We start from the raw sequence: 20,257 nt of genomic DNA, 5'->3' as shown, positions 1-20,257 counted from the left end.
GAGATGGGCACCTTCTCCGGAACATCAAGGCCGCAATAGCCCACTCCGACACAGGCGCTCAATCGTCCTCGTCGGCGTCCAGCAGGTCGATCAGTGCCGCGACGCGCGTGTCCGGCAGCGGCCGTCCTTCGCCCATCAGCGCCTCGTCCTCGTTGAGCCAGGCCCCAGCTTCCCGCAGTTCCTTGAAGGACGCGCCGGTAGACAGGATGTGGGCGACGAGCGTTTCGTCGGTCGGCCCAAGGACGGATACGATCTCTTCCCGCGTCATCGGCATGGCTGCTTCCGTTCATGTCCAATCTGGAAGATGCCGTCGGAACACAAATCCGGCTGGCGACCTCAAGACAATGCGCATCAGCGAAGGACGTTCCGGCGCTGACCTCTTGACGCGCGGAAAGCGAATTCCCAGATCGATTTTGCCGGGGTCCTCAGGGGTCGGCAAGGTCAAGGAGCGTCGTATCCTTGGCGCTCCTCGTACCCATGTTGCTCAGCAATGGAGGATATGGCTATGAGAACTGCATTCGACTTTTCCCCGCTCTATCGGTCGAGCATCGGCTTCGATCGCGTTTTCGACCTGCTCGAGACGCCAGCCGGACGCCGAACGCTGACAACTGGCCGCCCTACGACATCGCCAGGACCGGCGAGGACGCCTACCGCATCACCATGGCGGTGGCGGGCATCGGCCAGGACGGGCAAGCCATGGCGCGTCTCGACACAGGCAACCGGAAGGCCGGCCTCGGTCAGATGATGGTGCAGCCATTCCGACGGCGGGCAGGCTTCAAGTCCGACAAGATCGAGGTCGGCCTGCCAGAGGCTTAGCTTGTCGATCAGCGGGCCGGGCTCGCTACCCACTTTGCCCTGCCAGATGAGCGTCTCGTCGCGATCGAGAACGCAGACGGCCGTCTTGTCGAGAGAAACGGTTGATGCGGCCGACCTCGATGTAGTTGTGGGTGAAGACGCTGGCGACCGTCGGCCTCGACGAGAACTTCGAAATGACCGGCGGCGGCCGCCTCGTCGGCATGGTCATCGACGGCAAGCACACGCCGTTCAGCGCCGACCCGATCCAGCGCGACGATCCGCACGCCGCCAAAGCCAACCAGCTGCAGCACGCCGACGTCGAAAACTGGCTCGGCGACAACTACACCAAGGTCGTCTTCGAAGGCAGCGAGCGCGAGGTGCTCACGCTCTACGGCTCGCTGGTCGAAGTCACCATCGAGCTCAACAACCAGGACCTCGACTTCGGCCTGCTCGGGCAGAACGCGCCCAACAGCAATTCCTTCAACGCCGAGATGAAGGAAAAGCTCGGCCAGATCGGCGGCCATCTCGGCATCGCCATCGGCGACCACGACGCCAGCGGCTGGGACATCGGCAAGAAGCTCGACCTCGCCACCGTCGACGCCAAGCTCTACGCCTGGCAGCCGATCGACGACATGCGCGCCCGCGTCGACCAGCTCGAGCGCACCGCCGCCCAGCAGCTGCAGACGCTGAAGGCCGAGGGCATCGACACCGATCTCAACACCGCCATTCCCAAGGCCCCGCGCGCCCCGTCGCTCTGACGCGGGCACGCCGGGCTACCCGGAAAGGGGAAAGGGACGGCCGCTATTGCGGCCGGATCCCCCGGACCTCGCCGAACAGCCGGGCGAGGTATTCCTCGGCCTCGAGCTGCGCGGCCAGGTCGCGCACCTCGAGCAGGGCGACGCTCAGGTTGCTGGTGGCCTGCTGGAACCGGGCTTGCAGGGCGCCCTGGCGGCCGATGCTGAATTTGTGTGTCGTCATTGTCGTGTCCTCCTGTTTTTTTATGTTGCGTTTGTGAGGACAGCACCCACGCGTAACGCCCCCCAGCACCCGCCCCGCGGGCCGCAACGTCAGAGGAGGAGCTTCACGCTTGCCCCCTTGGCGTTCGCGTAGCTTCAGAACAAAAACGTCAACAGGAAAAACCGGTGACACGGCGCCTTCGACGCCACACAACCATTCACGCAGCGGATGTCACGGGCTGACCGGCAATGCCCGCAGACCAGCCAGGCCCTTCCGCCAGCAACCCTGAACAACCCCGGCGCCCGCGACCCTGGCGGTGCAGCCTCGACGGCCCCAATCTCGTCCCGTCCGTTCGCCGAGGTCCGGGGCTTCCCTGCCGCCCCGCGGCGGCCTCCCCCCGCCTCACTCCGACGGGGTGACAATGGCGTAGCGTTGCGACCCGGTCGGGCAGCAGCGCGGATCGCCCGGCTGCGGCATCGTCGTGGTGATCTCGACCAGGCCCTTGGAGAACGCCGCGTCGCGCGGCTCCACCCCGTAGACCTCCGACGCATAGCCCAGGAAGCGATACGCTCCATCGGCGCCCGCAAACAGCGCGACCTTCAGGTCGAAATTGCCGGCCGCCCCCGCGATGTCGCTATAGACGAAGACCACGGCATCCTCGCCGCCGTCGCCGGTGAAGTCACCATAGAAGGCGATCGGCGTCGGCAGATCGAGCCAGCCCTTCTGCGCCGCCACGAACGCCTTCAGCGCGGCCCTGCCCGGTCCGTCCCACTGGCCCTCCTGGCTCCCGGCCTGCGCCTCCAGGCCGAACAGCACGACCGCTGCGATCGCCAGCGCTTTCTTCCCCATGTGGATCATGGACAAAGCCCTCCAGTCACCCTCGCCGAGCGGCCTGTTGTTAACGCGGATCAAAGCACAGCGGCAGTCGCTAATAGCTTAATCAAAGAAAAACGGTAAAATTTGACTAAAGAAAGGCCGATCGTGTACTAACGTGGCTTCAACAAGAAGGGGAATAACGATGAACAGATCTTTATCATGCATTGCGTTGTCGGCGTTTCTTTGCGGCACGGCAAATGCGCAATCGCCGCAACTGTCAAAGGCTGACGAATGCGTGCTCGAGGAGATGCGACACCAGGTCAAGCAGTCCAGCGAACACTATCTGCTGGGCGGCCCCGGCGGCATCGTCACCTTCAACCCGTTCGGTGTGCAAATCACAACGCAAGAGTGCGAGCAAAAGACCGGCGACAAGGCCACCGCCGCCACCGACCATCTTCGCCAGAACGGCTTCGGCATGTTCTTTGCCCCGGCCCGCGATCTCTGACAACGCCAGCCAATCCGACCGACAACGCCCGCAGACCACCTGCCCGCGGCCGCTCCCCACGCGACGTCACAGATAACTGTGGCCGACCTTGCGCTGCCAAAGCTGGACACAGTAACCGCCCTCGGTCGGCAGCACCGCGATCTCTTTCTCGTCCATGCGAAACGTGTCCCGACCTTCTTTGGCAACGTGGTTGAACGCGGCCTGTGCAGCCAAGGCGCTCGTCGGGTAAACGGTACGGTCGGTATGCTCGGCCATCAGCTCAACCCCGTGCCATAAAATTTTGGGCGCAACCCATTGCAACGCCCGCCGCCTCCGGGCGGCCCCCGTCGCCGGGAAGCCGCCCGAGCGCGTTACATGCCGGGCGCGGCCGCCGGCGCAGCCGCAGGGCCTTGCGCTTCCGCCGCCACCTCTTCCTTCGGCCCCTTCGCCTTGTAGCGATCATGGCACGGCGCCAGCCCGAAGGCGCTCTGCAGAGCCTGCAGGTCGCCGCCGTCCGCCGCCACCGCGTAGGCAGCCAGCGCCGCCGGGGTCAGGTCGGCGCGCACCCGCTCGCGCTCATGGACGTTGTAGCGCACCAGCTCGGCGCCATGCAGCGGCTCGCCGTGGCGCGGCTTGTAGCCCTCCTCGTACTCGGTCCACACCTTGAACGCCGGCGTCTCGCCCATCAGGTCGAGATAGGCCTTCACCCGGCTGGTTCCCGCATTGATGTAGACGGCGTTGATCGGCCGCTTGTCGCCGTCGGCTTCGCGCGTGTAGTGATTTGCGCTGTAGCCCATGGCTCTCAGATTATCGACAATGTCTTCAGGATTTGCGTGTATCGACATAAAGTCCCCTTCTTAAAGTTGAACAATATTGCCAAGATTACACATGAAAGTTTAAGGGTGACTGAACAATGCATAAAATCCAATGTATTCTTAATACATTAGAAAAAGACTGATGAGGCCGAACGCGCAGAAAGACTTTCAGCCAAAAAAATCAGCACCCCTCTCGCGAGGACGTGCTGACAAGGTCGGATGGGAAGAAAAAGAGCCGTCTAACGCCTGTACCCCTGCACGAAGCTCACGCCCGCCACCACAACGGCGCTGACGGCGGCCGCCGTGGGCGCCACCGGCGCGATGCCGACAGCCGCCCCGACGCCCATCAGGCCGGCGCAAACCGCATAGGGGGCCGCCTGGCCAAAAGCCACGGCCAGACGCGAAGGTTTAGAGGTGTCTTCAAGCTGTTCCGTCATAAAAAAAGCCTCCCGGCAAATATTGTTCAACAACAGTATGCCTGCAAACGCCGGGAATTTCCATAAAATAGGCAAGACCGAAACTAGAGCCTTGACTCAATTGGAAGATAGACAGGCGCAATAACGACCCTCGGACCCGTCAAGGGCGATAGGCCGGACAGTATGCCTGCTGGAATCCGTCAGCCCGCGCCTGCATCTCCTTCGAGACCTGCAATTCGTTGGCAAACGCGTAAACGCCGAAATCGTAATCCGCCAACGCCGCCTTCACCTGAACCGCGATCCGGCAGCCGGCAGCGCGGGCCTCTTCGATCTTGCCCGGATCTGCGTACGCCTCGAACGGAATGACCACATCGACCATCCTCGTCCCGAACCAATGGTGACCGAGCACGCGCCTCGATTCGAAGTTGAAGGCTTCGGCGGTCTTCCAGCCCCCACCCTCCTCCACGGTATGCGGATCGACCAGTTGAAAGCTCCTGCCGGGCTCCGCCAGCCTTGCGCTATTGGCGGCATAGACCTTCACCGCATCGTCACCCAGAAACTTGTTGGTCAAGATCAGCGCATACACCGGCAAACTCAGCATCAGCGCGTAAAAAGCCCAGTTTCCGATCCGTCCTCCGTTGACCGTTCCCTGCATGCCAGCACCCATCACATTCATCCCGGCGAAGGCAGGTGGCCACGACGAACGGCGACACTGAAATCCTTCACGATGAAGTCGATGCCGGGAATGCCGGCTTCCTCGATCTTCCTGGCGACATCCGGAGAGCAGAGAATCCGCAGCACGCCCATCCTCTGCGGTTCATCCAGATGTTCCACGCTACGCGACAAGCCATTTTCGGCCAGAAAGGCTTCAAGGCGGGCCTTCACGGCAACGCCCGCAGCCAAACGCGATTCCAGGTAAGAGGACCGATCCTGCGCGGCCTGATTGTCGTCGCGCCCAATGGCAATGAAATAGGTTGGCATGCAGATGACTTTCGCAATCGGCTTAAAGACAGAGTCTCGCGAAGGCAGGGGCCTTCGCCTTCAGCACCGCCTGCATTTCCGGCGTGCGCGTCGGCGGGCACGAACTTCTTGAACTCGGCGCTTCGGCCGGCGTTCTCCACCACCTTCGCATAGACCTCGGCCATGAAGAGGTCTTCCTCGTCGCGACTGGGCGGCCCCTCCCGTAACTCCCGTAGGCTGACATCGCCCAGCAGCCCTTCGGCCTCCATGGCGTCCACCAGCTCCTCGGCCTGCTCGTCGCTCAGCTGATCGACCAGTGCCGCACTTTCAGCCTCCGGCGCGAACCCGTCATTGACGGCCTCGATAAACGACCGCGCGATGCTTTGAATCTGTTTCGATGTGACTGTCATTGGCGTCCTCACAGGCAGAGTTTCGTGAAGGTCGGCGCCCGACGCGCAAACTCCGCCTGCATCGCGGCCGACGGCGGCGTCGCCGGAACGTACTGTCGAAGATTGGCCAACGCGCCCTCGCGTTCGGCCATCGTCGCGTACATCTCGGCATTGCGCACATAGCCAGTATCAAAGCAGAATCGCGTCACTCCAAAGCCCGTGAGCGCATACAGGTCCGATTGCGACACGCGCCCCATGAACCGGAACTGCGTCGTCTTCTTCCTCTCCTCTTCGTGCATCTCCATATGCCGCAGCAGGTCGCACTCCATCGCCCCGACGAATGCCTTGCACAGCTGTTTTACGTCCCTCCGCGTCGACATGACCCTCCCTCCTATCTGCACAATGTTGCAAAGGCCGGGGCTCGGCACTTCAGCTCCGCCTGCACTTCGGCCGATCGCGGCGTCGACGGCACATAGGCCTGGAGCGCGCCGGACAGGCCTGCCCGGCCGGCCACCTCGGCATACGTGTTGGCCGCAAACAGCTGGCTGACGGCCACATCCGCCACACTCGCGCCCGCTTTCGGCAGCTGCGCGCCCAGGACGCGCATCAGCTCCTCGTCCGTCGCCTGCGCCAGCAGGTCGAACACCTTGCCGGGGTCGTTCTTGGTTTCAGCCTCGATTGCGTCGGCGAACGATTTCGCAATGCTTCCCGCTTGTTCCAATGCTGGCGTCCTCATCGTCTCCTTACAGTCCGAGTTTTTTCTTGGTTGCGCACAGGCTTTCCAGCGCCGGGGGCACGTTTTTCAAATAAGGGGCCATGGCCTCGGCTTGTCGCAACGCATCCGCCACAAACTGCTCAGCCCGCTTCACCATCTCCGGATCGGGCTTGCCGCCCGCTGCCGCATCAAATGATTTGCCCATATTTCCGCCATCGTCTTGCTTCGGCGCCATAGTCGTTCCTCCTCAAAATGCTAATTCATACGATTAATGACATATCATTACATAGAAATACACGCAAACAGTTTCCGTAAGTCTAAGTAATACTTGAATGATGCTGGCCACCCCTGCCAAAGGTGACCTATCATTCCAAATGACCAACCGCCGCCCCACCTCAAGGCGGCACGCCGCACGCGACAAAGGACCGGGGCGCATTCTCGTCCTGCTGTTCGTCCTGCTCGGCGTCGCCGCCGTCATCTTCGACCTCATCGCGGCGAATCCCTTCGCCGCCGCGATCGCCACGCTCTGCCTCGCCGCCATCGCCACCTTCTGCCTCGCCGCCATCGCCTGGCACTGGCTGAAGAAACCGCCGCCCCCGGCGGTTGTGCAGGCGACCGACCCGTTCGTCCGCTTCGCCCCTGGATCGACCTCTGCAGCCGAAATCCCGGCCAGCGTCCCCGCCCCTTCCGACCGGCCCGCCTCGCCTTACGAGCAACTCTACGCCGACGAGCTTGCCCGCATCACCGCATGCGACACCCTGGCGCCGCAGCGGATCATGAACAAAGGCGAAAGCCAGATCTTTCTCGGCGCGCTCGCCGCCCTCGACATCCTCAAGCCAAGCACCCGCCGCTGGCATGTCCATGCCCAGCCCTCGCTCGGCGAACTGCTGACGACGCAATGCATGGCCTGCAGCTACGGCCGCAACCGCGCGCTCAGGCGCCGCTGCGACAGCTGTTACGCCGTCTACAAGGCGCTCAACACCAAGCGCCCGGATCTGGTTATCTGCGACAATTACGGCTGGCCGGTTCTGGTCATCGAGCACCAGGGCCGCGGCCACATCGGCCGCGCCTCCCCGCAAAGCGAACGCGAAAGCATCCTCCGCAACGAGGTCAAGCTGCTTGCCGTCCGCAAGGCCGGCATCGCCCTGCTCGAAACCGCACACAACACCAGCACCAACGAGGCCGCCGCGCTCATTGTCGCGCGGCTGACCGAGGTCATCGCCGCACGCTCCGCGCCACGCTCAGAACCCCCACAATGAGCTCTCCCGACCAGACGTCAGCGATCACCGACGCCGGCGTCATCACGCCGCGCTAAGCCCGCGCTCATAAACAACAACACCCAGAACCAGAACGCTTCGCCGATCCACTACGGCTTCGGCCCGCCTCCGAAGGATCGCGCCGGGCGTTGAGCAACCTGCTCGCCGTCCTGCCAGTATTCCTCGCGCGTGGCGACGCCGGTGTCGGCGTCGCGCACGGTCAGCGCCGGCCCGCCATCGCGGTGCGGCTGGCCGTCTTTCCGCCACGCCTCGTAGGTCGCCACGCCTGTCTTGGCGTCGCGCGTGATCTCCGCGGGACCATCGAGACGCTGCGGCTTGCCGCCTTGCCACCAGCCCTCGAACGTCGTCACGCCTGTTTCAGCGTCGCGCTTGATCTCCGCCGGGCCGTCGTCGCGCCACGGCCGACCGTTCTGGCACCAGGTTTCGGCAGTGACCACGCCGCTGACCGGATCGCGCACGACGAGCGCCGGACCGTTCTCGCGATGCAGCTGCCCTTGCTTGTTGTAATAGCCCGTCAGGCCGGTTGCCGGATCGGCCCTGACGAACAGCCCCTCCGCGTTGACCGCGGCCGTTGCCGGGTCGATGTCGATCGTGGCCAAACCAAGCCACGACGCGACTGCTTCCACAACCCGCGCACTGGCGTTGAACGCCGACTTCAGGATGCTGTAACTCATTCAGACTCCTCTCCCCAAAACTGTTCGTTGCCGCTCATCATCCCGTGTTCCGGGGCGATCACTTGCCTTTATCGAGACTATTCCGACAAGTATAATATACGCCCAGAGTATTAATAATTCACAAGAGTACACATAATCAATCAAATGGGGCGCGAGAAGCGCCTAACAATACCGAAACGATTTCAATACGTTGCAGAATAAACTTGCGAAACCGGACAGCAATTGCCTAGATCCAAGCAAAATAAAAGGGCTCGCAAAGACAACAATCTAGGATGGAGCAGACCAATGCTTACCAGCATCTTTGCCTATTTCGGGCGTTCGCAACAACCGCAACTAACCGGCGAGGAGCACGACGCATGCACCCTCCGGATCTTCGCGCAGAGCCTGATCGCGCTCAAGGCCGCTGGCTGGCAGATCGATAACCTCGACAATGCCGTCATCGACGACGGCGGACCGACCAAACTCTCAACAACGCTCGCTCTGCAAAAAGACAACACGTCCTACACCTGCGCTCTATCGACGGAGCTCGCCGGCTACTGGGGCAAGGACAAGCTGCAGGACCCTCGCACACCGCGGCACATTGCGGTCATGGTCTCACAAGGTCCGATGAACCAGCTCGATAGGATTCCACTGGCCGGCGACCTTCGCGACGCCGCCACCGCCGGCGCGATCGCAGCCTCCGTCGTCGCCGTTGCGCAGACCGCCCACGAGTTTGTTCTGCGCACGCGCCAGGAGCTCGAATACACGCAGAATCTGTCACGCTCCGCCCGGACGCTGATCGTCAAGTAGCAACAAAGAAGAAAAAAAGTATCATGCAAAAGAAAGCAATTGCGGCGTTAGTCTTCGGTGGCACGCTCCTGGCCATCGCCTTCAACCTGAGCAATCACGCCGCCGAACCGCCCACCAATGACGACGACCGCGAAACCGTCGTCAGCGGCGGCCAGTACCTGACCGACGTCGTCCGCGACAGGAAAACCGGCATCATCACGCTGGAAAAGTGGAAAAAGGACGGCGTCCTGCATCGCGATGGCGCTCCCGCCATCATCCACCGCGACGGCGACACCGGCGTCGTCCACCTCGAAGACTGGCGGCAGGACGGCGTGCCGCATCGCGCCGACGGACCCCAGCACATCCAGCGCAGCGCCGCCGGCGACATCGCCGTCATCGAAGCCTGGAAGATCAACGGCAAAGCCCATCGCACCGAAGGACCAGCCTACTTTAACCGCGACCCGAAAACCGGCGTCGCCGTCTACGAAGCCTGGTGGATCGATGGCAAACGCCACCGCGACGACGGCCCCGCCGAGATCAGACGCGACACCACCACAGGCGCGACGACCGCCACCATCTGGTGGAAGCACGGCGCCCGCATCGCGGCCCCGTCAACTCCCCCGGCGTCTCCGGCAGCGCCACGACCCTAGCCACGCCACGCCGGACACGCCCGTTGTCAGACCAGCGCGACTTCTTCCCCGTCGCGGAATCACCGCATCCTGCCGCCGACGATCAGCGCCAGCCCGTCGTCGCGGTGCAGCTTGCCGTGCCGATACCAGGCGCGATTGCCGTTGGCCTCCTCGATGGCCGGCCCGTCGTCGCGATGCAGCCTGTCGCGGCGATACCACAGCAATGATCCATCGGCCGCCAGCACCGCGGGGCCGTCCTCCGAATGCCGTTGCCCGTTCTCGTAAAACTCCGCCGAGCCGTCGGCGAACATGAACACGCCCGACAGTCGCGCCCGCTTGATCCTGGCGCGAAACCGCCGCATCTCCTCGATGACATCATCATCCACGCCGCTTGCCGCTGACCCTTCGCTTTCAGATGAATGAGCCATGCTCACCCGCTGCATAAATAATGCGCTCAAAATAATACCACAATAAGTCGTAAATACAGTTTACATGATATCAAGGGACTCTGCCTAACTATCCAAAAGGGCAACAACAAGGATACAGTATGAAAAATGAAACACGCACACGGGAGAGTAGATGAAAAGCGACAAGGAATTTCAACAAACATTGACGAAGGAATTCGACGAAGCCCGCGCGCAGCTTGAGCGGTCCAAGCAGACCCGCGCCTCGCTTCACGCGGCAATCCGGCACGCCGATGAGGTCAGCAAGAGGACGCACGCGTTGCTCAACAAAGACAAGTAGTGCGCTCCCGTTTCCTGCAAAACCTTGTTCGCATGCCCATTCATCCGCCAATCTCGACTGTGGCGAAGGCTGCGCCACCGTCCCCGATGTTCGTTGCATAGCCCACAGCTCGCGGCTCTGACTGGTAACATCGGAACCTTCGGCCGACCTTCACGCAGCTGCCGTCGCCCTGCCGTGCAGTAAGCTCCAGACTCAGACGAGGATCCGGGCGGCCCCCTCTCAGGCCGCCCGCGCTAATACCCCAGAGAGAGAGGCCTCCCGGGAAGAAGCCGAACCGGGCGGGCCAGAGAGAGCGCGTTCGCGCGGTTCGGTTCCCTCACCGCGCTCCGCAAGGAAGAGGGCTACCATGACTACGGCGTGGACAGAATCCAAACCGATGCGGACGCCACCGTTCAAAAATGCTAAAAATCAACTGCCCAAAAGGCCAACAATAACAAGGAGACAAATATGAAAAATGAGACACGCGCACGCCTGAGTGACAGCTTCAATCGCCGCGCCGAAAACGTAACACGGATGGTTAGCAATCCCTGGTTTGTCGGAGCCACCGTGCTCATGAGCCTCGCGGCGCTGCCGCTAAGCACCACCACAGCGCTTTTCGTCTTATCTGTACCCACTATCTATCACGGCATCGGCGTTGGTTGCCGTGTCGCCAGCTACGTTCTGATGCCTCCAGAGCCTCGCGCGCCCTGAGTCATGGTCCAAAAAACTTTGTCACGCATCCCGTCAGCGATTTTACCGCTTCACCCTTCAAATCTGTCTTGCGGGCCACGACACCCTCCCACACCATCTTCGCTTTCTCCGACCGTGAAGCCGTCGGGCTATCCTTCTTTGCAGCCTCGTAGGATTGGAAAGCGGTTTTGCCTACCGCCCCAATGAGGCCGCCCGCGACGCAAACGCCGTACACCCCGCCCGCAAAAAGCAACATCCCGGTCACATCAAGCGGATTGATGACAGTAGCCCGCAAGGTAACCACAGCCACGGGCCGATCCTCCCGTAGAATGCGACCCGCAAAATCGATCGAGCACGCTTCATCGTCAAACATGCTGTCAATGACGACTCGATAGATCTCGCCGTCAATCTTCTCGGTCTTCTCGTCGAGTATGAGCTCTTGATAACGCATCGCGCTCTTCCTCCTAAGAACACTGCAGAATACCTGACAGCGCCTCCCAACAACACCCGCCAATCCGAACACGCACTCCCCCGCGCCCAGTGAGAGTGAGAGCGTCCCGCGAGGAGGGAGAACCGGGCGGGCCAGAGAGAGCGCGTTCGCGCGGTTCGGTTCCCTCACCGCGCTCTCCGCGAGGCTTCCTCCATGACCCTGACCGTCTCTCCCGCGGCCGCTGCCGCGGCCGCTCCCGCCGTCCTGCCTGCCCGGGCCGCGCCCATAATTGCTGCCGCAGCGCAGCTGCTGCCGACGCTCGAGCAGGGCTTGCCGGTCACCAGCGACGCGCTGCGTGCCGCCATGACCCACCAGTTCGGCGGCTCCGACGCCGAAGGCCTGTGGCTGTGGAAGGACGCCTATGAAGCCTGCGAGGTCGCGCAACTGCTCTTCCTGCGCAAGTTCGGGCCCGCCATCCTGCGCCGCGCCGCCGATCCGGCGGCAGCGCTCGCCATGCTCGCCCGCATCGCCGCGCTGTTTCCCACCCATACCAAGCGTTCGGCCGAGAGCCAGGCCCTGCAGCAGCTGTCGACACCGCTGCCGCTCGCCTATTGCGCCGCCGCCGCCGCCCGGATCTCCCGCACCGACATCGTGCTCGAGCCATCAGCCGGCACCGGCCTGCTCGCCATCCACGCCGAACTCGCCGGCGCCCGGCTCCTCCTCAACGAGCTGGCCGACACCCGCGCCGCGCTGCTCGCCTCCCTCTTCCCCGGGCATTCGCTCACCCAGCACGACGCCGCCCATATCCACGACCATCTCGACGCCGCCCTTCGTCCTTCCGTCGTTCTGATGAATCCGCCGTTTTCGGTCGCCGCCCATGTCGAAGGCCGCGTCGCCGATGCCGCGCTGCGCCACATCGGCTCCGCGCTTGCCCGCCTCGCCCCCGGCGGCCGCCTCGTCGCCATCACCGGGGCCAGCCAGTCGCCCGACAACCCGGCGCTGCGCGACACCTTCATCCGCCTCCAGCAGCAGGCGCGCCTGGTCTTCACGGCGCCGATCGACGGCCGCGCCTATGCCCGCCACGGCACGTCGATCGCCACGCGCCTCTCTGTCTTCGACAAGATCCCCGCCGATCGCGCCGACGTCTTCGTCGCATCCTGCCCCGAGGTCGCCGACGCACACGCGCTGCTGCCGCTGCTCGCCACTCTTCCGGACCGCGCCCCGGTCAGCGTCACCCCGCTGCCAACGCTGCCAGCGCGCCGCACCACCGCCCCGCCCGCGCCGCGCCGCGCGCCTGTCCCGTCCGTCACACGGCCAAGCGAACCAGCCGTCGAACTCGCCTACGAGACCTGCGCCTGGACGCCGCCGCAGGGCCACGCCTTGAGCCAGGCGATCTACGAAACCTACGCCCTGCAGTCGATCCGCATCCCCGACGCGCAGCCGCACCCCGACACCCTCGTCCAGTCCGCCGCCATGGCCTCGGTCGCGCCGCCGCGGCCCAGCTACCGGCCGCATCTGCCGTCCCGCCTGATCAGCGACGGCATCCTGTCCGACGCCCAGCTGGAGAGCGTCATCTACGCCGGCGAGGCCCACTCCGGCCGGCTCGACGGATCCTGGACCGTCGACGCGACCTTCGACACGATCGCCGCCGCCGCCGACGAGGCCGAGGGCGCTGTCCGCTTCCGCCGCGGCTGGTTTTTGGGCGACGGCACCGGCGCCGGCAAGGGCCGCCAGGCCGCCGGCATCCTGCTCGACAACTGGCTGAAGGGCCGCCGCAAGGCGATCTGGATCTCCAAGTCCGACAAGCTGATCGACGACGCGCAGCGCGACTGGTCCGCGCTCGGTCAGGAGCGCCTGCAGGTCACGCCGCTGTCGCGCTTCCGCCAGGGCACGCCGATCAAGCTCGCCGAGGGCATCCTGTTCACCACCTACGCCACCATCCGCACCCAGGAGCGCGAGGGCAAGGCGTCGCGCGTGCAGCAGATCGTCGACTGGCTCGGCCGCGATTTCGACGGCCTCATCGTCTTCGACGAGGCCCACGCCATGGCCAATGCCGGCGGCGGCAAGTCCGACCGCGGCATCCAGGCCCCCTCGCAGCAAGGCCGCGCCGGGCTGCGCCTGCAGCACGCCCTGCCCGATGCCCGCGTCGTCTACGTCTCGGCCACCGGCGCCACCGACGTCGAAAACCTCGCCTATGCGCAGCGCCTCGGCCTGTGGGGCTCAGACGACTTCCCCTTCGCCACCCGCGCCGAGTTCATCCAGGCGATTCACGCCGGCGGCGTCGCCGCCATGGAGGTGCTGGCCCGCGACCTGAAGGCGCTCGGCCTCTACACCGCCCGCTCGCTGTCCTACGAAGGCGTCGTCTACGACCTCCTCGAGCACCAGCTCAGCGACGAGCAGATCGCCATCTACGACGCCTATGCCGACGCCTTCACCATCATCCACAATCATCTCGACGCGGCGATGCGGGCCGCCAACATCACCGGCGAACATGGCACGCTCAACGCGCAAGCCAAGTCCGCCGCGCGCTCCGCCTTCGAGTCGTCAAAACAGCGCTTCTTCTCGCACCTGATCACCTCGATGAAGACGCCGACGCTGATCGCCAGCGTCGACCACGAGCTGGCGCAGGGCCACGCCGCCGTCATCCAGATCGTCTCCACCGGCGAGGCGCTGATGGAACGCCGCCTCGCCGAGATCCCGACCGAGGAGTGGAGCGACCTGCAGATTGACGTCACGCCGAGGGAGTACGTCATGGACTACCTCATGAACTCCTTTCCCGTGCAGCTGTTCGACGAGTTCTCCGACGCCGACGGCAACATCTCGTCGCGGCCCGCCTTTCACGAAGGTCAACCGGTCATCTGCCGCGAGGCCGTCGAGCAGCGCGACCGGCTGATCGAGCACCTCGCCTCGCTGCCGCCGATCCCGGCCGCGCTCGACCAGATCATCCAGCGCTTCGGCACCGACAAGGTCGCCGAAGTCACCGGCCGCAGCCGGCGCATCGTCCGCAAGATCGCCGCCAACGGGCTCGATCGGCTGGCCGTCGAAAACCGTGCGGCAAGCGCCAACCTCGCCGAGGCGCAGGCGTTCCAGGACGACGACAAGCAGATCCTCATCTTCTCCGACGCCGGCGGCACCGGCCGCTCCTACCACGCTGACCTTGCCGCCAGAAACCAGCGGCTGCGCGTCCACTACATGCTGGAGGCCGGCTGGAAGGCCGACACCGCCATCCAGGGGCTTGGCCGCTCAAATCGCACCAACCAGGCGCAGCCGCCGCTATTTCGTCCCGTCGCCACCAATGTGAAGGGTGAAAAGCGCTTCCTGTCGACCATTGCGCGCCGCCTCGACACGCTCGGCGCCATCACCAAGGGCCAGCGCCAGACCGGCGGCCAGGGCCTGTTCCGCGCCGACGACAATCTGGAATCGCACTACGCCCGTGATGCGCTCCGGCAGTTCTACATGCTCACCTACGCCGGCAAGGTCGAATGCTGTTCGCTACAGCGCTTCGAATCCGCCACCGGCCTGTCGCTCCGCGACGCCGACGGCGGCGGGCTGAAGGACGAGCTGCCGCCCATCACCACCTTCCTGAACCGTCTGCTGGCTCTGCCGATCGCGCTGCAGAACGCGCTGTTCGAGGTGTTCGAGCAGCTGCTCGCCGCCCGCATCGAGGGCGCGATCGCCGCCGGCGTCTACGACAAGGGCCTGGAGACGATCAGCGCCGATGCGCTCAGCATCGAAGCGCGGCGCACCGTCTACACCCATCCCGCCAGCGGCGCCGAGACCCGCATCTTCACCATCGCCAAGCGCGAGCGCAACCATCCGCTCACCCTTGCCGACGCGCTAGCGCTGGCCGACACGCCGGGCGCCGCCCTGCTGGTCAACGACCGCTCCAACCGCGCCTGCGTCAAAGTTTCCGCCCCCAGCCTGATGCTCGACGACGGCAGCATCGAGCGCCGCATCCGCCTGATCCGGCCCATGGAACAGCACGGCATGCCTGTCCATGCGCTCGAAGACACCCACTGGGAGCCGGCCGATCGCGACCGCTTCGCCGCCGCCTGGCAGGCCGAGATCGAAACCCTGCCGGAGTTCTCCGACTCCACCTTCCACATCGTCACCGGGCTGCTCCTGCCGATCTGGCGGCGGCTGCCCGACGACAACTGCCGCGTCTATCGCCTGCAGACCGACGACGGCGAGCGCGTCATCGGCCGCCTCCTCCCGCCCGCCCTGCTCGGCCGCTTCTATCGCAACCTCGGCCTCGACGACGCCCCGCAGCTGGCGACCAACGAGGCCTGGCGGCTCGTCGCCGACGGCAAGGCCACCCTGCAGCTCGCCGAAGGCCTGCAGCTCAGGCGCGTCCGCGTCATGGACGAGTATCGTGTCGAACTCACCGGCTTCAGCCAGGCCATGCGCGACCGTCTCGCCGCCTACGGTCTCATCCACGAGATCATCGGCTGGAAACTGCGCTTCTTCATTCCCGTCGGCAGCGACGGCCCGGCCATCCTCGACCGGCTCGTCGCCCGCTATCCGCTGACCGCGGTCATCGACCGCGCCGCCGCGTGAGGTGCGCCATGACCCCTCCCCACGCCATCCATGACCTGTCGCGCTCTCTTGCCCGCAACGCCGAGGCGGTGTGCCGCCACTATCTCTCCAGCGGCTCGAAACATGGCCGCTACTGGCTGGTCGGCGACACCGCCAACAATCCCGGCCGTTCGCTCTACGTCCGCCTCGCCGGTCCCGACAGCGGCAAGGGAGCGGCCGGGAAATGGACCGACGCCGCACAAGGCAGCCACGGCGATCTGCTCGATCTCATCCGCGAAAGCTGCGGCCTGAAAACCGTCCACGACGCTGCCGACGAGGCCCGCCGATTCCTCAGCCTGCCGCGCCCCGACCCGCTGCCCGCCCGACCCGCCGCTGCCGTCGGCAAGCAGCGCTCCGACGCCTTCCGCCGCCTGTGGGCGATGTCCGGCACGCTCTCCGGCACCCACGCCGAAGCCTATCTGCGCGCCCGTTGCCTCACCCATCTCACCGGCACGACCGCCAGCCTCCGCTTCCACCCCGGCTGCTACTATCGCGGCGACGACGGCGCCCGCGCCACCTTTCCCGCCCTGATCGCCGCTGTCACCGACGAGCGCATGGCGCTCAAAGGCCTGCACCGCACCTGGCTCGATCCCCGCCATCCGGCCAAGGCACATGTCGAACATCCGCGCCGCGCCATGGGCGCCCTGCTCGGCCACGGTGTCCGTTTCGGCTTCGACCACCCCGCCGACGTGATGACCGCCGGCGAGGGCATCGAGACGATGCTGTCACTGCGTCAGATCATGCCCTTGATGCCGATGATCGCCGCATTGTCCGCCGCCCATCTCGGCGCACTCGTGCTGCCGCCCGGCGTCAAACGGCTCTACATCGCCGAGGATGCCGACGGAGCCGGCCGCCGCGGCGTCGAACGCCTGCACGCCCGCGCCTGCAACGACGGCATCGAGACGATGCGCCTGAAGCCCGCGCTCGGCGACTTCAACGACGATTTGCGCCGCGCCGGCCTCGCCGACCTGACCCTGCGCATCTGCGCCCAGCTCACCGCCGCCGACGCCGCCCGTTTCGTCCCCCGCTAGGGGAGAGTGGCGGCGGCCAGCGGCGCGACCTCGACCGCGCTCTCGTCCCGGCGCAGCTCACGACCTCCACGCAGCCTTTTCCGAGAGGGGATCATAGCGTCGCCGGGACAGGCCTCGAAATGGCCGTCCTGCAGATTTTTTCCCCGCGCCGGCAGGGCCGGCGCTCCTCGCCCAGCAAAAAATCTGCGCCCGGCCATCCTCCACTGGCGTTCCGGCCGCGCGCCGAGGCGCGCGGTTCTACGGCCCGCCCGCCGCCGCAGGGATGATCCCGGAAAAAGGCCGCGAAGGTCGCGGCCCACCACAGCCAGCCAAGGAGCCATTCGATGATCATGCCCTCGCCTCACGCCGCCACCTCGCTCACCGCCGCCGCCCTTTCGGAACTGCAGCTCTACGGGTTTCGCCCGCACGACGAGCCGGATCCGCGGCCGATGCCCGACGCCGACCACGCCCAGGCCGCGATCATCGACATCTTCGACGCGCTGGTCTCGACCTTCACCGACACCCGCCTCGAGCCCGACCTCGAGGACCTCTTGTGGTCGGCGGTCAACCTGTTCCACCGCGCCGGCTACCGCGCGCAGCGCCTGCTCGACGACAACGAGCACGCACAGCGCCGCAGCCAGGACGAACAGGACGGTTCCGAGGTCAAGTCCGTCGAACTCGAACAGCTCACCGCCGAAGGCATCACGCTGCTCGAACGCCGCAACTGCTTCGAAGCGCTCACCGACCTCGCCTGCGACCTCTTCGAGCAGCACACCGGCTCCGCCTGGCGGCCGCTCTCCGGGTCCAAGGTCAATCACCGCAACATGACTGCCGCCGTCATCGACAGCCGCGACTTCATCGCCGCCAAACGCCGCACCGAGACCGAAGTGATGTTGCCCGCCGGCACCAAGATCGCCTTCTCCGGCGGCGTCGACTGCAACGATCACCAGCTGATCTGGGACACGCTCGACAAGACGCTCGCCCGCTATCCCGACATGGTGCTGCTGCACGGGGCCAGCCCGAAGGGGGCCGAACGCATCGCCGCCTGCTGGGCCGACAGCCGCCACGTCACCCAGATCACCTTCAAGCCCGACTGGAGCAAGCACGCCAAGGCGGCACCCTTCAAGCGCAACGACGTCCTCCTGGCAACCATGCCCAAAGGCGTCATCATCTTCCCCGGCTCCGGCATCACCGGCAACCTCGCCGACAAGGCCCGCCGGCTCGGCATTCCGGTCTGGCGGTTCGACGACGCCGCCTGACGGCGGCCACCGCTGACCGGTTTCACCGCCCCGCGCAACCCCACACGCGGGGCGGTGTCGTTTTCACCATCCCTCAAACCCCAAGGAGACAACCCGATGATCCTCATTCCCGACGCCATCCGCGACCAGCTGCTCGAAAACGGCCGCGCCATGGCCCGCCTCGCCTGCACCCCCGACGAGCCCGACTTCCAGCCGCTGATCAAACTGTTCACCCCCGACGCCGGCTGCACCTGGCTGCTCACCGAGCTGGATCCGGAAGACCCCGACATCGCCGTCGGACTCTGCGATCTCGGCCTCGGCTGTCCCGAACTCGGCTCCGTGCGTGTCTCCGAACTCGAGGCGCTGCGCGGCAAGCTCGGCATGCCGGTCGAACGCGACCTGCATTTCGTCGCCAGGCAGACCATCAGCCAGTACGCCGCCGAGGCCTCCCGGCAGGGCTACATCCGCGCCTGACCGTCCCGCTCCCCCTCAAAACCAAGGAGAACATCATGAAACTGACCTTTCCCCACGCCGCCCTCAAGGGCTTGCTGGCTCAGGCCATGCAGCAATGGCCGCTCGAAATCCGCCCGCTCTACGGCAAAGTCACCGGCCCCGGGTTCTGGATCGTCGGCGATCAGGGCGTCTATCTATTACACAACGGCAAGCCGCACGAAGGCATGAAAGCGCAGCCGGTCGTCTACGCCCTGGAATGCGATCCCCATAGGCTCGACTTCGATGAATGGTGGGCCAACAAGCAGGCCAGCTTCGGCGGCGACGACGGCGTTTCTAGCCTTACAGCGTCTTCTAAAGCCCCCGTTCCCAGCACACGGCGCGCACAAACTTTTCCGGGACATCGCCCGACTGCTCCTTGGCGTCAGCGCAGGCCGCTGCCTTTACCCGCTCGACCACGTCGAGCTCAAGAAACCGCGTCATCGGCACCGCCGCCTGCATCCAGTCGCTGGCGATCCGGACCTCGTTTTTCTCGAAGTCGAACACATAGCCGACCTCTTCGGGCCGCATCACGGCGGCCTGGCCCGGCCCGACGGCATGGGCCTTCAGCTCCTCCGCCGGGGCCGGAAACCATGTCCGCCCCTCGGCCCGCGCCATCAGATAACCGGCCACCGGCATGCCGACAAACATCAGCAGATAGAGCGCCGCCGCGTTCGCCGCCTTCGCGTTGAAACTGTATTTCGCCATCCGCCACCTCTCCAATCGTTGAACCGGGCGGGCTTCGTCCCGGCCAAAAAATATTAACAAAAGTGCTATTGTCATAACACAATACACCGAAGAAATCAAATTTCAGCAAGTAAGGTATAGAAACGCAAAGAACAGTTTTAGCAACAATTTGCGAAACAACCAGAAAAGATGCTAAAGGAATGACATGAAAAACACAGATGATGCCGAAAAAACATTTGACGCCTTTGCGCGCGTCGCCGCCCGCCAGCAGGCAGACCACCGCCAGCGCTATGGCTGCACCTGCAGCGGCGACTTTCTTCGCTTCGGCTGCCGGGAAGCCCCCGACAAATTCGATGCCTTCACCCACAAGCCGCCTGATGATGAAAACGAGGGCCGCTTCCTCGCCATCCGTCCCGACGAAGACCTGCCAGCCGCCGCCGAGCTTGAGCGCCAACGCGTGCAGACGCTCGAACGCATCTTTGGCCGCGGCCGAGTGCGCGCCCGGCCGCCAGGCGCGCAGCCCGATCTCCCGCGCTCGCAAGCCGACGCCGACGACTTCAAGGTCTTCAACCGTCGCGACCGCGGCCGCGGCCCATCACTCGATTTCTTCTAGAAGGAGCTAGTCCATGCCCATCCGCGCCGCCCGCAACGCGACAACACGCGCCTGCCTCTGCCTTTCCGCGACCGCTGTCGGCGGCCCCATCATGCCTGCAGGCGGGC

Annotated in this window: 28 protein-coding genes and 2 pseudogenes; 14 read left to right on the top strand and 16 right to left on the bottom strand. The window is 64.9% G+C overall.

Going from position 1 to position 20,257, the window contains the following annotated elements; translation table 11 throughout:
- Positions 1-58: 58 nt before the first annotated feature.
- Positions 59-274 carry a hypothetical protein gene (locus tag PD284_RS23735; RefSeq protein WP_274630830.1) on the bottom strand — a complete coding sequence of 72 codons (216 nt, stop codon included), beginning with the start codon at positions 272-274 and terminating at the stop codon, positions 59-61.
- Between the two features lie 231 nt (positions 275-505).
- Between PD284_RS23735 and PD284_RS23730 the strand changes: the two are divergent.
- A pseudogene (locus PD284_RS23730) lies at positions 506-687 on the top strand (alpha-crystallin domain-containing protein); the annotation flags it as partial.
- A 260-nt stretch (positions 688-947) separates the two neighbouring features.
- Positions 948-1,553 carry a hypothetical protein gene (locus PD284_RS23725; protein ID WP_274630829.1) on the top strand — a complete coding sequence of 202 codons (606 nt, stop codon included), beginning with the start codon at positions 948-950 and terminating at the stop codon, positions 1,551-1,553.
- A 43-nt stretch (positions 1,554-1,596) separates the two neighbouring features.
- Here the strand turns inward: PD284_RS23725 and PD284_RS23720 are convergent, their stop codons facing one another.
- Entirely contained in the window at positions 1,597-1,773 is a 177-nt protein-coding gene (locus PD284_RS23720; RefSeq protein WP_274630828.1) for a hypothetical protein, read from the bottom strand.
- A 381-nt stretch (positions 1,774-2,154) separates the two neighbouring features.
- Positions 2,155-2,610: a hypothetical protein gene (locus PD284_RS23715; protein ID WP_274630827.1), complete on the bottom strand. Its 456-nt coding sequence runs from the start codon at positions 2,608-2,610 to the stop codon at positions 2,155-2,157.
- Positions 2,611-2,797: 187 nt separating this feature from the next.
- Here PD284_RS23715 and PD284_RS23710 point away from each other — a divergent pair, with 187 nt between their 5' ends.
- On the top strand, positions 2,798-3,073 hold the full coding sequence (locus PD284_RS23710; RefSeq protein WP_274630826.1) for a hypothetical protein: 276 nt from the start codon (positions 2,798-2,800) through the stop codon (positions 3,071-3,073).
- A 66-nt stretch (positions 3,074-3,139) separates the two neighbouring features.
- Here the strand turns inward: PD284_RS23710 and PD284_RS23705 are convergent, their stop codons facing one another.
- From PD284_RS23705 to PD284_RS23665, 9 genes are all read right to left on the bottom strand, one after another.
- The gene (locus PD284_RS23705; protein WP_274630825.1) at positions 3,140-3,328 is read right to left on the bottom strand and encodes a hypothetical protein; all 189 of its coding nucleotides are present in this window, start codon (positions 3,326-3,328) and stop codon (positions 3,140-3,142) included.
- 95 nt (positions 3,329-3,423) lie between these two features.
- Positions 3,424-3,897, bottom strand: coding sequence for a hypothetical protein (locus tag PD284_RS23700; protein WP_274630824.1), 474 nt, complete (start codon positions 3,895-3,897; stop codon positions 3,424-3,426).
- 209 nt (positions 3,898-4,106) lie between these two features.
- A complete protein-coding gene (locus PD284_RS23695) occupies positions 4,107-4,304 on the bottom strand; it encodes a hypothetical protein (RefSeq protein WP_274630823.1) in 198 nt (65 codons plus the stop codon).
- A 139-nt stretch (positions 4,305-4,443) separates the two neighbouring features.
- Positions 4,444-4,950 (bottom strand): hypothetical protein, encoded by a 507-nt coding sequence (locus PD284_RS23690; protein WP_274630822.1) that lies wholly within the window; start codon positions 4,948-4,950, stop codon positions 4,444-4,446.
- A gap of 5 nt (positions 4,951-4,955) precedes the next feature.
- Positions 4,956-5,129, bottom strand: coding sequence for a hypothetical protein (locus PD284_RS23685; protein WP_274630821.1), 174 nt, complete (start codon positions 5,127-5,129; stop codon positions 4,956-4,958).
- A gap of 35 nt (positions 5,130-5,164) precedes the next feature.
- A complete protein-coding gene (locus PD284_RS23680; protein ID WP_274630820.1) occupies positions 5,165-5,653 on the bottom strand; it encodes a hypothetical protein in 489 nt (162 codons plus the stop codon).
- Positions 5,654-5,661: 8 nt separating this feature from the next.
- Positions 5,662-6,012 (bottom strand): hypothetical protein, encoded by a 351-nt coding sequence (locus tag PD284_RS23675; RefSeq protein WP_274630819.1) that lies wholly within the window; start codon positions 6,010-6,012, stop codon positions 5,662-5,664.
- Positions 6,013-6,023: 11 nt separating this feature from the next.
- Positions 6,024-6,353: a hypothetical protein gene (locus PD284_RS23670; RefSeq protein WP_274630818.1), complete on the bottom strand. Its 330-nt coding sequence runs from the start codon at positions 6,351-6,353 to the stop codon at positions 6,024-6,026.
- A 22-nt stretch (positions 6,354-6,375) separates the two neighbouring features.
- Positions 6,376-6,582, bottom strand: coding sequence for a hypothetical protein (locus PD284_RS23665; protein WP_274630817.1), 207 nt, complete (start codon positions 6,580-6,582; stop codon positions 6,376-6,378).
- A 97-nt stretch (positions 6,583-6,679) separates the two neighbouring features.
- Between PD284_RS23665 and PD284_RS23660 the strand changes: the two genes are divergently transcribed.
- Positions 6,680-7,606: a DUF2726 domain-containing protein gene (locus PD284_RS23660; RefSeq protein ID WP_274630816.1), complete on the top strand. Its 927-nt coding sequence runs from the start codon at positions 6,680-6,682 to the stop codon at positions 7,604-7,606.
- Positions 7,607-7,713: 107 nt separating this feature from the next.
- Here the strand turns inward: PD284_RS23660 and PD284_RS23655 are convergent, their stop codons facing one another.
- A complete protein-coding gene (locus tag PD284_RS23655; RefSeq protein WP_274630815.1) occupies positions 7,714-8,298 on the bottom strand; it encodes a hypothetical protein in 585 nt (194 codons plus the stop codon).
- A 285-nt stretch (positions 8,299-8,583) separates the two neighbouring features.
- Between PD284_RS23655 and PD284_RS23650 the strand changes: the two genes are divergently transcribed.
- A complete protein-coding gene (locus PD284_RS23650; RefSeq protein ID WP_274630814.1) occupies positions 8,584-9,087 on the top strand; it encodes a hypothetical protein in 504 nt (167 codons plus the stop codon).
- A gap of 23 nt (positions 9,088-9,110) precedes the next feature.
- Positions 9,111-9,716, top strand: a complete 606-nt coding sequence (locus PD284_RS23645) for a hypothetical protein (protein WP_274630813.1) — start codon at positions 9,111-9,113, stop codon at positions 9,714-9,716.
- 59 nt (positions 9,717-9,775) lie between these two features.
- Here the strand turns inward: PD284_RS23645 and PD284_RS23640 are convergent, their stop codons facing one another.
- Complete coding sequence (locus tag PD284_RS23640) at positions 9,776-10,081, bottom strand: hypothetical protein (protein WP_274630812.1); 306 nt, start codon at positions 10,079-10,081, stop codon at positions 9,776-9,778.
- A gap of 193 nt (positions 10,082-10,274) precedes the next feature.
- Between PD284_RS23640 and PD284_RS23635 the strand changes: the two genes are divergently transcribed.
- Both PD284_RS23635 and PD284_RS23630 read left to right on the top strand, forming a co-directional pair.
- The gene (locus tag PD284_RS23635) at positions 10,275-10,439 is read left to right on the top strand and encodes a hypothetical protein (protein ID WP_274630811.1); all 165 of its coding nucleotides are present in this window, start codon (positions 10,275-10,277) and stop codon (positions 10,437-10,439) included.
- Positions 10,440-10,886: 447 nt separating this feature from the next.
- Positions 10,887-11,129: a hypothetical protein gene (locus PD284_RS23630; protein WP_274630810.1), complete on the top strand. Its 243-nt coding sequence runs from the start codon at positions 10,887-10,889 to the stop codon at positions 11,127-11,129.
- Between the two features lies 1 nt (position 11,130).
- Here PD284_RS23630 and PD284_RS23625 read toward each other — a convergent pair whose 3' ends face one another.
- Positions 11,131-11,559, bottom strand: a complete 429-nt coding sequence (locus tag PD284_RS23625) for a hypothetical protein (protein ID WP_274630809.1) — start codon at positions 11,557-11,559, stop codon at positions 11,131-11,133.
- Between the two features lie 192 nt (positions 11,560-11,751).
- Between PD284_RS23625 and PD284_RS23620 the strand changes: the two genes are divergently transcribed.
- The 5 genes and pseudogenes from PD284_RS23620 to PD284_RS23600 all read left to right on the top strand — a co-directional run.
- Positions 11,752-16,095 (top strand): strawberry notch family protein, encoded by a 4,344-nt coding sequence (locus tag PD284_RS23620; protein ID WP_274630808.1) that lies wholly within the window; start codon positions 11,752-11,754, stop codon positions 16,093-16,095.
- An 8-nt stretch (positions 16,096-16,103) separates the two neighbouring features.
- Positions 16,104-17,144, top strand: a complete 1,041-nt coding sequence (locus PD284_RS23615) for a DUF7146 domain-containing protein (protein WP_274630807.1) — start codon at positions 16,104-16,106, stop codon at positions 17,142-17,144.
- A 323-nt stretch (positions 17,145-17,467) separates the two neighbouring features.
- Complete coding sequence (locus PD284_RS23610; RefSeq protein ID WP_274630806.1) at positions 17,468-18,382, top strand: DUF2493 domain-containing protein; 915 nt, start codon at positions 17,468-17,470, stop codon at positions 18,380-18,382.
- A gap of 96 nt (positions 18,383-18,478) precedes the next feature.
- Complete coding sequence (locus PD284_RS23605) at positions 18,479-18,835, top strand: DUF2958 domain-containing protein (RefSeq protein ID WP_274630805.1); 357 nt, start codon at positions 18,479-18,481, stop codon at positions 18,833-18,835.
- A gap of 35 nt (positions 18,836-18,870) precedes the next feature.
- Positions 18,871-19,152, top strand: a pseudogene (locus PD284_RS23600) (DUF3085 domain-containing protein); the annotation flags it as partial.
- Between the two features lie 13 nt (positions 19,153-19,165).
- On the opposite strand, the gene PD284_RS23595 reads toward PD284_RS23600, so the two are convergent.
- Entirely contained in the window at positions 19,166-19,633 is a 468-nt protein-coding gene (locus PD284_RS23595; RefSeq protein ID WP_274630975.1) for a hypothetical protein, read from the bottom strand.
- Between the two features lie 109 nt (positions 19,634-19,742).
- Here PD284_RS23595 and PD284_RS23590 point away from each other — a divergent pair, with 109 nt between their 5' ends.
- A complete protein-coding gene (locus tag PD284_RS23590; protein ID WP_274630804.1) occupies positions 19,743-20,150 on the top strand; it encodes a hypothetical protein in 408 nt (135 codons plus the stop codon).
- The last annotated feature ends 107 nt before the right edge of the window (positions 20,151-20,257 follow it).

The organism is Mesorhizobium shangrilense, assembly GCF_028826155.1.
Classification (GTDB): domain Bacteria; phylum Pseudomonadota; class Alphaproteobacteria; order Rhizobiales; family Rhizobiaceae; genus Arvimicrobium; species Arvimicrobium flavum.
This window is presented reverse-complemented; position numbering and strand designations above follow the sequence as displayed.